This window comes from Paenibacillus terrisolis, from assembly GCF_056171975.1.
The window spans coordinates 61,538-73,969 of record NZ_JBKFGG010000008.1; the positions used below are offsets into that span (position 1 = coordinate 61,538).

General features: G+C 55.5%; 9 protein-coding genes. 1 reads left to right on the forward strand and 8 read right to left on the reverse strand.

The window, feature by feature from the left end; genetic code table 11:
- Positions 1-36: 36 nt before the first annotated feature.
- The 5 genes from ACI48K_RS09635 to ACI48K_RS09655 form a co-directional block, all read right to left on the reverse strand.
- Positions 37-765, reverse strand: coding sequence for an SDR family NAD(P)-dependent oxidoreductase (locus ACI48K_RS09635; protein ID WP_475027386.1), 729 nt, complete (start codon positions 763-765; stop codon positions 37-39).
- 175 nt (positions 766-940) lie between these two features.
- Positions 941-1,372, reverse strand: a complete 432-nt coding sequence (fucU, locus tag ACI48K_RS09640; protein ID WP_475027387.1) for an L-fucose mutarotase — start codon at positions 1,370-1,372, stop codon at positions 941-943.
- 342 nt (positions 1,373-1,714) lie between these two features.
- Positions 1,715-3,307, reverse strand: coding sequence for a rhamnulokinase (locus ACI48K_RS09645; protein ID WP_475027388.1), 1,593 nt, complete (start codon positions 3,305-3,307; stop codon positions 1,715-1,717).
- 18 nt (positions 3,308-3,325) lie between these two features.
- Positions 3,326-3,985 (reverse strand): class II aldolase/adducin family protein, encoded by a 660-nt coding sequence (locus tag ACI48K_RS09650; RefSeq protein WP_475027389.1) that lies wholly within the window; start codon positions 3,983-3,985, stop codon positions 3,326-3,328.
- Between the two features lie 940 nt (positions 3,986-4,925).
- Positions 4,926-6,716, reverse strand: a complete 1,791-nt coding sequence (locus ACI48K_RS09655) for an L-fucose isomerase (protein ID WP_475027390.1) — start codon at positions 6,714-6,716, stop codon at positions 4,926-4,928.
- 276 nt (positions 6,717-6,992) lie between these two features.
- Here ACI48K_RS09655 and ACI48K_RS09660 point away from each other — a divergent pair, with 276 nt between their 5' ends.
- Complete coding sequence (locus tag ACI48K_RS09660; protein WP_475027391.1) at positions 6,993-7,862, forward strand: AraC family transcriptional regulator; 870 nt, start codon at positions 6,993-6,995, stop codon at positions 7,860-7,862.
- 7 nt (positions 7,863-7,869) lie between these two features.
- Here the strand turns inward: ACI48K_RS09660 and ACI48K_RS09665 are convergent, their stop codons facing one another.
- Genes ACI48K_RS09665 through ACI48K_RS09675 form a run of 3 tightly spaced genes read right to left on the reverse strand, consistent with a single transcriptional unit; the run spans position 7,870 to position 12,282 of the window.
- Positions 7,870-8,859 (reverse strand): substrate-binding domain-containing protein, encoded by a 990-nt coding sequence (locus ACI48K_RS09665; RefSeq protein WP_475027392.1) that lies wholly within the window; start codon positions 8,857-8,859, stop codon positions 7,870-7,872.
- Positions 8,831-10,669, reverse strand: a complete 1,839-nt coding sequence (locus tag ACI48K_RS09670) for a cache domain-containing sensor histidine kinase (RefSeq protein WP_475027393.1) — start codon at positions 10,667-10,669, stop codon at positions 8,831-8,833. The genes ACI48K_RS09665 and ACI48K_RS09670 overlap by 29 nt, the downstream gene beginning before the upstream one ends.
- Positions 10,666-12,282 (reverse strand): response regulator, encoded by a 1,617-nt coding sequence (locus tag ACI48K_RS09675; RefSeq protein WP_475027394.1) that lies wholly within the window; start codon positions 12,280-12,282, stop codon positions 10,666-10,668. Before ACI48K_RS09675 ends, ACI48K_RS09670 begins: the two co-directional genes overlap by 4 nt.
- Positions 12,283-12,432: the final 150 nt, after the last annotated feature.

The window sequence follows — 12,432 nt, forward strand, 5'->3', positions numbered from 1 at the left end:
ATGGGTAATAAAAACTGTAATCTCACCGATTTCATTTTACCACGGCAGCACGCCGCCTTCCACACTCTGCAATTCCAGGTTAAAGGGGGCTTCGGTTTCACGGCCAAAACGGTCCTGTACAATATTCCAAATTCGGACTGCCGATTGTTCCGGTGTCAAAGGCGCTTCGGCATCCTGTTCCCCCCGCATGAAGGTCTGCACCCAGCCCGGATGCAGGACGAGAACTTGACCGCCCCGGCTTTTGATCCCGTTGTAAACCAGATTCGACTGCATGTTCAGCGCCGCCTTCGACATCGCATAGGCATACCAGCTATCTCTGAAGCATTGGCCGATGCTTCCCGCCTCGGAAGAAATGTTGACGATCAGCTTATGGCGGCTGTTCAGAATCAGATCGATTAACGCGTGGGTCACCCTGAGACTCCCAATCACGTTGACGTTGTATACCTCCAGCATTTGCGCAAAGTTCAGTTCGTCCAAAATTGTAGCCCGGATATCGCCCAAAATCGCCGCGTTATTGATCAGCAAATCCAGAGAATCCGTGTGTTCGCGCACCATTTGCTCCGTATGTTCCACACTCTCGTCGCGGCCGATGTCCAGTTCCGTTATTGTCAGCCTGTCGCCGTATTGCGATTTTAAGCCTGCAAGCGAATTCTCCGCCTTGCTGTATTGTCCGGCAAAAACCCGCCAGCCTTCCTCCAGCAGCCTGCGGACGAGCTCCAGGCCGATTCCGTGATCCGCGCCCGTGACCATCGCCGTTAATTCCATCCCGTCATTCTCCTTGTATCGTAGGGAGAAGCGGCCGCCTCAGGAGCAAGCGCTTCCCGTTTACTTACTATTGTAAGCGGAAACATGCTGAAGCCCAAGATAAAAAAGTGCACCGCCCCATGGGCGGCACACTTGTCGATTTTGCTTCTACTGCCTTATTTGCTGCCAAGCCTGATTACTCGACCACGACGCCTTTTTTCAAAATAACGTTGCCGTAAAGCGCCGTTTCTCCCGTCGTAACTATGGCGTAAGCTTGTTTGGCCCGCTCGTAAAAAGCAAACCGCTCCACCTCTTCGAACGGCTCGCCCGCGCTATGATAGCGGCTGACGATCGACCGGTAGGTGTCCCAAATCGGCGTTTTTACCGGATCGCCGGGCATCACGGCCATTAAGGATACCGGATGCTCCACGTAGGTGTCGAGCGGGAGCAGCGGCAGAACCGCCTGCAAAAGCTCGGGAATTCCGTGGCCGTCGCAGCGGACCAAACGCCGGGCATGGCTGGCTGCCGGGAAGTTTCCGTCGGCAAATACGATCTCGTCGGAATGCCCCATTTCCATGAGGATTTTCAGCAAATCCGGTGAAATCAGGCTTGAAATTCCTTTTAACATACAAATTCCTCCACCAATGGATTCGGGCTTGATAAATTGAACCAAAGACTGAATACGTATAACGGCAACCGTGTGAAATATTCTTTCGATCGCTGTTGTTCCCGGATTTCTTTGATTTAATAAAATTCAAATGGAGTAAAAATCCGGTCACAAAGGCGACCTCAAGCCTATGCTTCCGACGTAGCTTTCTTTCAGAAAGCTTTTAGCTTCTGCCAGAACATTTCACCCTTTTGCCAAGTTACTTTATTATTGGTTCAACTTATATAGATTTAAAATCAGTTCACAGTCAATTTCGAGAAGCCTCAAGTTGGCCGGCCCGCGGGACATGTTTCTTTACAGCGGTCAAGCCTTGACTGCCGCCGTAAGCCGAAGATAGTTCCCGTAGGCGTCCGCCCAGGCTTTCACGTTCTCGGGCTCGTAGGCGTTTACGGCAAAAGACGATTTCACCAGCTCAAGCCCTTCCTGCATATCCCGGATATGCTCGCCCGTTCTGAACTGAACGAGCAGGTTGCCAATAGCGCTCGCTTCCACCGGGCCCGCCCAAACGGAGCGTCCGATGGCGTTTGCCGTAAACTGGCACAGCAGCTCGTTTTGGATGCCGCCGCCGACCATATGCAGCCCGGTAAAAGACGTCCCGGTCAGCTCTTCGGCCTGCTCCAGCACTTGCCGGTAGCGCAGAGCGAGACTTTCCAAAATGCAGCGGGCCATTTCCCCCTCCGAGCGCGGCTCCGGTTGGCCGGTCTCCCGGCAATAGCTGCGGATTTCCTCCGGCATGTCGGCCGGATTCATGAATCTGAGATCGTCGGGGTCGATCAGCGAACGCAGCGGCTCGGCCGCTTCCGCCAACCGCACCAGCTTCGCGAAGGAAAAATCCGCTCCGCTCTGCTCCCATTTGCGCTTGCATTCCTGAAGGATCCACAGGCCCATAATGTTTTTGAGCAAGTGGTAGGAGCCGTCCACCCCGCCTTCGTTGGAGAACTGGCGCTCCATAACCTCGGGCCGCAGTAAGGGAGCCGGCATTTGCGTGCCGAGCAGCGACCAGGTGCCGCTGACGAGGTAGGCATATTCCTGGGAGGCAGCCGGTACGGCGGCGGCGGCCGATTCCGTGTCATGCGAAGCGACCGCGATCACCTTCATCGGCGGTACGCCAAGCTCCGCGCAAACGTCGTCGGTAAGCTCGCCGATGACGGCGCCGGGATGCACGGGCGTAAGCAGCAGCGAATCCGGCAATCCAAGCTCCCGCATCAAAGGCAGGTTCCAGGCATTTTTGCCGGAGTCAAACAGCTGCGTGGTTGTCACCATCGAGAACTCGCAGGCTTTTTCGCCCGTCAAAAAGTAATTCAGCAAATCGGGCGTCAGCAGCAGTGTTTCCGCGATTTCAAGCTTGGGCGAGCCCGCCTTTTTCATCGCGTACAATTGATACAGCGTATTAAACGGCATAAACTGCAGGCCGCTTTCGCGGAAAAGCCGTTCAGGGCCGATCAGCCCGGACACCTCCTCCACCATTCCTTCCGTATGATGGTCCCGGTAGTGGTAAGGGATGCCGAGCAGTTCGCCGTTCCGGTCCAGCAGGCCGAAATCGACACCCCATGTGTCGATCCCGCAGCTTTCCGGCCGGTAGCCGGCCTGGAACGCTTTGCGGATACCGGTTTTGATTTCCTGAAGAAGCATAGCCGTATCCCAGTGCAAATGCTTGCCGATCCGCACCGGTATATTGGGAAACCGGTGGATTTCCGTGATGTTCAAAATGCGAACGGCTGCGTCGCCGGAACTGACACCATGACTGATACTGTGGCCCCCTTCATGGCCGTCGCTGGAACTGTCGCCGATTACACCACCGCTTTTTGTTGCGGGCGCCTCTACAATCTCGCCAATCAATGCCCGGCCGCTGCTCGCCCCGAGGTCAAAAGCCAAAACGCAAGGAACTCGGTTCATGATGCATTCACCGCCCGATCATTTCATTTTTTGCAGCAGTTTGATGCGGTAATCTTCGCTCTCCAGCGCGGCAATTTCCGCCACTTCCTGCTCGCTGAGCGGAACCGGTTCGCCTGCGGCGCGGGCGCTCAAATAAATTTTGGCGCTCTCCTCGACCACCTGGGTCCGATAGTAAGCCTCCCGCAGATTGCGGCCCGTCGTAACCAGGCCGTGGTTGCCGAGCAGAATCGAGGTGGCTTCATTCACCTTGGCCGCCACTGCATTGGCCAGCAGATCCGTCGTTGGAATCAGATACGGAATGAAAGCCGTTCTGCCGACAAGGGCCGCTTGGTCCGGGAACATGATCGGCAGCTCGTTTTCAATCAGCGTAAAAGCGATGCAGTGCGACGGATGCGTATGAACCATCGCCCCCATGCCGGGCTTCTCGCGGTATCCGTACAGATGCATCAGCACCTCCGAGGATGGCCGAAGTCCGTTGTCGGTAATTTCTCCGGTGGGGATATCCACCTCCACCCATTGCTCCGGCTCGATATCCTCCAAGGCAAAACCGCTTGGAGACAAGTACATCTTGTCGCCTGCCCGGGCGCTGATATTTCCTCCAGGTCCCACTACCAGCCCGCTGTCCACAATTTTCCGCGCATATTTGCACAACTCTTGCCGAGTTTCCATATTTTGCATGACTCTATCTCCTTTCCGTTACGTTTATTACACATTGCCGTGGCATTGCGTTCCTTACGCCGTTATCAAAAACTTTCCGACGCTGCATTGTTTTGTTCGCTTGCCTGCAAACTCCGCCTCTATGGCTCCATGCTGTCTATCTTGTTTTTACACATTAATGTCCAAGTGTTGATCCAAGTTTATCGTGCCTCGAGCGCCTAGCCGCTAGAAGATCAGAAAGATTAAAAAAGATTGGAAGGATCAGAAGGATCGAAAAAGCTGGAAAGTCCAAGAGTTACTAAAAACTGCGAAAATACATCTTTTTCTTCGCACAACGCCGTTATGATCTGCAATTCCTGTAAAAGTACATCTTTTCACGCCTCAATAACTCGTATAGGCGTCCTTACCCGCTAAATCCCTGCACTTTTGCAGGTTTCTCGATCAATACGGCGTTTTTCACCGAAAAAACCTGTATTTTTGCAGGAATTGGACTCGGACTTTACAGCTTGGCCCGTAACCATTTGCTAATTCCGGAGCAGACACAAAAGTAGAACATCCAAAAGTTGTTCAGGCAAAAATGTTGCACATTATGCATGATTTTCACTGTGTGAGGCGGTGATAGGGCCTTTTGTTGCATAAAGTGCAACATTTGAGCAGAAATTGAGCCAACAATGGCTATTTCAGCCAATATTGCTGCACTAAATGCAACATTACCGTCTCTTCACCCGGTCTTTGCTCCAATTTGTTGCACCAACTACAACATTTCAGCAGTACCGCTTGTTTTTTGCACTTTACCTGAGCTTCCCTGCTGCAAAGCGTTCACCAACGGCTTTTGCACTGCCCACTACCATGCGAAGGTATTACGGCCGGGGATCCCCTTTGGGAGTACGCCGCCCGAATTGCGGAAGCAATTCCGGGCAGACGACGGACAACAGAGCCCTGGCCGCATTACCGAAGCATTTTACTTATACATCGCCCCAAAATTCGCGCACGCCCGGAAATCCGCGCTTTCGGCGCTTTCGGTGCCGAAGAGGCCCCAGGCGCGAGGACGGAACACTTTTTCCTTAGGCACGTTGTGCATGGCAACCGGAATGCGCAGGATCGAAGCGAGCGTGATCAAATCGGCGCCGATGTGGCCGTAGCTGATCGCGCCGTGATTCGCGCCCCAGTTGTCCATCACGTCATAGACGCTCGTGAACGCGCCGCTGCCGGTTAAAATTGGCGCAAACCAGGTCGTCGGCCAGGTTGGGTCGGTCCGTTTGTCAAGGATGTCGTGTACGTTCTCCGGCAGCTCGACCGAGTAACCTTCGGCGATTTGCAGCACCGGTCCAAGGCCCTGCACCAGGTTGAGGCGCACCATCGTCATCGGCATATTGCCCCGGGTCAAGTAGTCTGTGGAGAAGCCGCCGCCGCGGAAATACTCCAGCGAAGCCGGACGCCACTGCGTGCCTTTCAGCATTTTGCCAACCTCTTCGCCACCGATTTCCCAGTACGGCTTGATCGCCGGCTTCCCGTCTTTCGACTGCTCCCCGGTGCCGTCCAATGCAGCCGATCCCGAGTTGATCAGATGCAAAATGCCGCCCGCCGCGCTGCCTTCCAGCTTGTAGCCGGCTACACGCTCAACCGATGCCGGGCTCCAATACGTTCTGACGTCGGCAAAAATTTGCGCGGTATTGGTCAGCAAATGTCCGAACAGCATGCCAACCCCGTTCAAGCTGTCGTTTTCCGTAGCGACTATATATGGGGCGCGTCTGCCGTTCCAGTCAAACGAGGAATTGAGCAGCGTCTCCATAAAATCGCCGTTCGGGAAATGGTCCGTCCACTGCCGCTGCCCTTGAAAACCGGACGCGATCGCGTGGTGCCCCTGCGCTTCCTCTTCAAAACCAAGCTCGGCCAGACGCGGATTGCCGATCATCAGATCGCGTGCGATCAGCGTCATTTTCACGCTGGTTTCCCAGTCCCGGTCTTTGCGCGCCCGGTCCGTCTGCAGGTGAGCCGGATTGTTGTCGGGCCCTTCCTTGCAGTTTTCCTTCACCCACGCCAAAGCCAGCTCATATTCCTCCGGATCGAAAATTTCCTCTTCAATCCGGCGCGTAAACTCCGTCATATCGATATATTCGTTGCGCATGCCAAGATACTCTTGGAAAAAGCGCGCGTCCACCATCGAGCCGGCGATCCCCATCGATACGGAACCCATCGACAGGTAAGCCTGATTCCGCATCTGCGCCGCCGCGAGGCCGGCACGGGCAAAACGCAACAGCTTTTCCTGTACGTCGGCAGGAATCTCCTGGTCGCCTTCGTCTTTCACGTCTTCGCCGTAAATGCCGAAGGCCGGCAGTCCTTTTTGCGCATGCGCGGACAGTACCGCTGCCAAATAAACCGCTCCCGGACGGCCGGTGCCGTTAAAGCCCCAAACCGCCTTCGGAATGGACGGATCGGTATCCATCGTTTCCGTTCCGTAACACCAGCACGGCGTTACCGTGATCGTCAGGCCAACCTCGGCTTGCTTGAACTTTTTGGCCGCCGCTGCCGCTTCTGCCACACCGCCGATGCAAGTGTCCGCGATGATGCATTCCACCGGCTCCCCGTTCGGGTAACGCAGCTCGGCGGTCAGCAGCTCGGCCACCGACTTGGCCAAATTCATCGTTTGCTCCTCCAAGGATTCGCGAACGCCTCTTCTTCTGCCGTCAATCGTTGGACGAATGCCGATTTTCGGGAATCCGTCACGCCATCTGTAATCGTTTTCAACCATGTTTATATACCCTCCTTGAATCTTGAATTATCCTTATTGTAAAATTGGCGAGCCCGCCTTGATAACCCACTATTCTGCCATATGCCTGCAGCGATCCGCCAAAAAAGTGAACCTGTCAAAGGGAGCGGGCGGCGGTAACCGAAACCGGAGCCGTCGAATCGTAGCAGCCAAATCCGAATGCAGCCTTTTGAAGAAGCCTCTGTGCAAACCTGCGCTTTTTCACCCCCGCCAACTTGCGATATAATGAAGTCATCATCATGCCGGGAGGGGCCGCTTGTGCCGAAGATCGAAATTCCGCATAGCAAAGAAGACCGTTTTCGCTTTCAAAAGATTCCCGAGCTCCTGTATGCAGGACAAGTCGTCGACGAGTCTTTTTTCTACGCTCCGCCGCAAATTCACGATTTCTGCGAAATCATTTATATCGTCGAGGGTTCCGGGGAGTTCCAAATCGGCGGCAAAACGTACCGTCTGCATCAGGGCGACGTGGCGATTTACAATCCAGGCGTTCAACACGAGGAGCGTTCCTCCAGTCCGGACCCGTTTAGGGTCATTTACTGCGGCGTCGGCAACCTGCATATCGAAGGCGTTCCGCAGGGCATGCTGCTTCCCCCGACGGTGGAGCCGGTCATTTCCTGCGAGAAATACGCCTTCAAGGTCGAGAGCTACCTGTCCGAAATGCTGCAGGAATGCGATTCCCAAGTCCTCGGCTACGAGACGCTGGCCAGCAATTTGCTGATGTCGCTGATTACGCTCATTTACCGGATCGTCGACGTGAAGCATCAATTTCTTTCATTGAAGGGAAAGAACGAAATTACGATCCGCACCAAGGAGTTTATCGATAAAAACTATACGCAGAGCATCAGCTTAAAGGAAATCGCCGATACTCTCTACGTCAGCCAGCATTATTTGTCCCATTTGTTCAAAAAAGAGCTTGGCGATTCGCCCGTCAACTATCTGATCACCCGCCGGATTGAGGAAGCGAAGCGGCTGCTTGCCGACAGCAGGGCGCCGGTCCACGAGGTGGCCGCCTCCGTCGGATACGGAAACGAGAAATATTTCTCGATGCTTTTCAAAAAAGTAACCGGCCAAACCCCCACCGCGTACCGGGACGGGGAGAAGCGAAAAAAAGAAGCATCCCCCCGCTGACCCTTGCCTAAGGCTGCTCTTCCATAAACGGAAAGAGCAGCTTTTGATTTTCGCGGCCGTACATGTTTGCCTTGGTGACGATCACAGACCCCGTATCCACGGCAGCGTCCACGCGCCTTCCGGCGATGACCGCTTTAGCGGATTTGACGGCCAAATAGCCCATATTGAAGGGCCTTTGGACGACCGTCGCCTGCAGCAGCCCCTCCTCCAAAAACACAACTTCGCGCCTGGAGCTGTCAAAACCGACCAGCCTTACTCTCCCGCTTGCCTGCATATCGCGGATGGCCTCCGCCGCCCCGACGGCCGTCGGTTCGTTCAGCGCCACGAGTCCACGCAAGTCCGGCTCTTCCTCCAGCATTTCGCGGGCCAGATCGTAGGCTTTTTGCACGAGCGCCCCGCTGTATCGCGTCTCCATTACGGAAAATCCGGTCCGGCGTTTCAGCGTATCCCTGACTCCCCGCTCCCGCTCCAAGGCGGTTTCCGAGCCTTGCACCGTATTGATGATACCAACCGCGCCTTCTCCATCAAGCGCCTCTTCGATCATCGCTCCCGCTTTTTGCCCGGCGGCATAATTGTCCGTTCCGATGAAGCTGGCGGAAATTCCGTCCGCCGCAAGGCCCGAATCGACGGTCACCAGCTTGATTCCGGCGGCGGTCAGTTCACGGGCAGCGGGGACAAGCTCACTCCGGTCCGTTGCCGCCAATATGACGGCATCCGGTTTGGCCGACAACGCTTCGCGTAAAATAGCGGCCTGGCCCGCGATATCGCTTTCCGTCTTCGTGCCTTTGACGACAAGCTTCACACCGTACTCCTCGGCGGCAACGGCCGCGCCTTGTCCCGCCGCGACCCAAAACTCCACACTGGAATCGAGCGATTTCGGCACGTACCAGACAACAGGGGTTTTCGGTACCGTAAGCTGCCCCATATAACGAATTCCCCAAGCCGCCAAAGCCAAAAGAACCGCAGAATTAAACAGAATCAGCATTCGTTTCCCCACGGGAATCGCCCCCTTCGTCCCGCAGCTCCGGGATGATCAGCCGCACCGTCGTTCCTTCTCCCAGCTCGCTTTCGATCTTCAGGCTGTAACCCCGGCCAAAATGAAGCCGTATGCGGTGGTTTACGTTATGCAGTCCCAGCCCTCCGGATAAACCGGAACCGGAAGAAACAACGTCAAGCGCCTCCGTGGGGCGGGCCAATTTTGCCGTGAGGTCGCGCAGCTTCTCCGGGGTCATGCCCAGTCCGTCGTCGCTGACGGAAAGCTCGATCCCGCCGTCCGTCCGGCGGCCGCGAATGGCGATGTTCCCGGGTTCGCCTTTGCTGCGAATACCGTGATAAACCGCGTTTTCCACAAGCGGTTGAAGTACGATTTTAATCGTCAAGCACTCCAGAATGTCCGGATCAACCTCCACGGAGCATGTGAACTGACCGCGGTACCGGATCGATTGGATCGTGACGTAATTTTGCGCATGCGCCAGCTCGCTGCGGATGGGCACCAACTCTTCGCCGCTGCCAATGCTGGACCTCAAAAGCTTGGATAAAGCGGAGGTCATCATCACGACGTCGCCCGATTTTTCCATTTCCGCCATCCAGATAATCGAATCCAGCGTGTTGTACAAAAAATGCGGCTGAATTTGCGCCTGAAGCGCCTTAAGCTCGCTCGTTCGCTTCTGCTCCTGTTCGCGCACCAACTGGCTGATCAGCTGCTTGATGCGAGCGGCCATCAGGTTGAAAGTTCTCGCCAGCCTGCCGATTTCGTCGATGCTGGTAATGTCGACCCTGACGTCAAAATCGCCGGTCTCCATCTTTTTCATCTGCGCGCCGAGATTTTTGATCGGCTTGGTCAGCTTCAGCGACAGAAACAGGGACAGCGCCAAAGCCAAGACCAGGGAAACGCCGCCCCATAACACGGAGGTTCTCCGAATTTGCCCTTTGTTCCCGACGAGTTCTTCCGGGTCGCTAACGCCGACGATTTTCCAGCCGAAAACGGAGCTTTGGACCGTGTACATTTTTTCCTTCCCGCCGCTGTCCGCTTCGAACACCGTATCCTGCGATCTCAAAATCGCTTCGATCGGCTCCGACTTGAGGCCGGAGTACACCAATTGCTGCTGCGGATGGTACACCAGGCTGCCGTCCGGCGCGAGTATAAAAACGTACCCCTTGCTCCCCATCTGCAGCGACCGCCCAAGATCGTTGATGACGCTGTAATTCAAGTCCACCAGCAGCACACCGCTTGTTTCGCCGCCGTTTTCCGGCTTAATTTGCCTGCCGATGGATATCACCCACCGATACTCCCCGTTAAACAAATGCTGCACCCGGGAAGAGGAGGCGGTCTCCCGCCCTCCGGCGGCTTTAGCCGCTTTATACCAATCCTGGCCGATCAGCTCAGGATAGCTTTTGAGATACCCGGGGCTGCGATCCGAAACGACGGCTCCGTTGCTCCCGACGAACAAAATGGCGGCGATATCGCTCCGCGACCCGGCGATCGCCCGGAAGAAATCTCCCGTCCGAGCCGCAAGTTCCCGTCCCTCCGGATCTTTCGGATCGCTGCGGCCCATGAGCGCCTGCAAATCTCCGTTTTTTACCGCCATTTCGGAGATCCCGGTCATGTTGCCTACGTAAGTCCCGATATTGGTGTTGACCTGCTCAATGAGCTTGGACGTATAACCCGTGGAATTTTGCTTCACCGCCTCCGAGGACAGTAGAAAAGTGTTCAGCGTCAGGACAACGGTTGTGCAGAGAATCAGGCAGGCAAAAGCGACGGCGATTTCCGTGCGAATGCTCCTAAAGCGAAATCCGATCCGCTTCATCCAATTGGCTCCTTTGCGGCGGCGCGGTATTCCTTGGGTGTCGTTCCGGTCATTCTTTTGAAAATAACGCTGAAATACTGCGGGTCCGCATACCCGACCTTGCCGGCGATATCGTAGGTTTTAAGGCGGGTTATGGCGAGCAGTTCCCTGGCCTTGTCAATTCTGTGCCGCGTAACGTATTCCACGAAGGTAAGACCGGTATGCTGTTTGAAAAGAGTGCTGAAATAGCTGGGGCTGAGATACACGTGCCCGCAAACCTGGGTTAGTCCCAGCTCGGGGTCATTGTAATGTTGACGAATATAGTCGATGGCATCCTTCATTTGCGTTTCGCTGACGCCGGCCCGCCGCTCGGATAAAAAAGCGAGGACGTCGCGGCAGCGCTGGTCCAGCCAGCCGATCAGATCGCCCAGGGTTTGCATGGGAGGAATGCGCGAGAAGGGATCCTCGCCGAACAGTTCTACATCGTCAAACCCGGCCTCCGCGACCAGGTTGATGAGGACAACCAGTAAACGATGAGCTAAAGCGTAGCATCTTCTAGGGCTGGGTGCGGTGCGGCGAAGCTGTGCAAAACCTTCCTCCAGCTCCAGGGTGACGAGGTCCGACCGTCCGGTTTTGAGCGCCGGAATCAGCCTTTTCTCAAAGTCGGCGAAGCCGAACCTTCCACCGGGCTGGCCGTACTCCACATCCTTGATCGACAGCACTCTTCCGCGGCCGTGAAGAAAACGGTATTCCAGCGCCGAGGCGGCCTCCTGGAATGATTGGGGCAGCTCGCTCCGGCGCAGGCAGGGACGGCCGATGCCGATCGACACGGAGCTTTTCAGATATTTCTCCACGGCGAATTTGGCTTGCTCGGCCGCGGTTTGCGCCGACAAGTCCAGCTCATTTCCCTCGCCTGACAGCAGCAGGCCGATTTTGTCGTCGCGGGTTCGGAACACGCAGCCCCCGTGCTCTTTGGCGAAAATTTCCTCGAAGATGTTAAAAACCGAAAAACGGCGCAGTTCACGGTCGTCCATGGCAAGCGGCGATCCCCCGGCGCGCTCCGATTCTTCCGGATCGGCTACAAGCGCCACGTAATCAGGTCCCGCCAAGCGGAGCTGGAAATATTGCAGCTTGCTTTCGATTTCCTTTTCGCTCATACGAGTCGTCGCCATTTTTTCCAGGAACTTCTCGCGCAGCAGCGGGAGGCTTTCGTTCAGGCGCCGGCGCAGCAAGCTTACATCTTCCCGTTTGGACCGCTCCTCGTCCAGCTCCCGCTTCATTTGCTGCAGAAACTCCGTCAGCTCGCGAAGATTCACCGGCTTCAGCAAATAGTCATTCACCTTCAGCTTGATCGCCTGCTTGGCGTAATCAAAATGCTCGTAACCCGTGATAATGACGATACGGACCTCCCTGTAGCGGGAAACGACATTTTCCGCCAGGGCCAGCCCGTCCATAAAAGGCATGCAGATATCGGTAAGGATCACGTCGGGGCGCAGCTGATCCATCGCTTCGAGCGCATCCCGGCCATTGCCGAAATCGCCCGCCAGCTCAAAGCCGCAGGCGCTCCAATCGGTTTTTGTCTTGATGCCTTCCCTCACTTCATCTTCGTCATCCACGACGATCAATTTGTACAAACCGCTCCCCTCCTCTGTCTAAATGAAGCGAAGCGGCGCACGGACAATAGACGTTTTATTTGCAGGAGACCTGCTATCCATTGTCCGTTATAGCCGCGCCGCTCCGCCATTCTCCATTTCGACAGCGCTTACAATTTTCCTGTACTATCC

Bases quoted from the DNA above. Each gene is read 5' to 3' on its own strand.
- ACI48K_RS09635 (WP_475027386.1), bottom strand. From the start codon at position 765: ATGGAATTAACGGCGATGGTCACGGGCGCGGATCACGGAATCGGCCTG.
- fucU (WP_475027387.1), bottom strand. From the start codon at position 1,372: ATGTTAAAAGGAATTTCAAGCCTGATTTCACCGGATTTGCTGAAAATC.
- ACI48K_RS09645 (WP_475027388.1), bottom strand. From the start codon at position 3,307: ATGAACCGAGTTCCTTGCGTTTTGGCTTTTGACCTCGGGGCGAGCAGC.
- ACI48K_RS09650 (WP_475027389.1), bottom strand. From the start codon at position 3,985: ATGCAAAATATGGAAACTCGGCAAGAGTTGTGCAAATATGCGCGGAAA.
- ACI48K_RS09655 (WP_475027390.1), bottom strand. From the start codon at position 6,716: ATGGTTGAAAACGATTACAGATGGCGTGACGGATTCCCGAAAATCGGC.
- ACI48K_RS09670 (WP_475027393.1), bottom strand. From the start codon at position 10,669: ATGAAGCGGATCGGATTTCGCTTTAGGAGCATTCGCACGGAAATCGCC.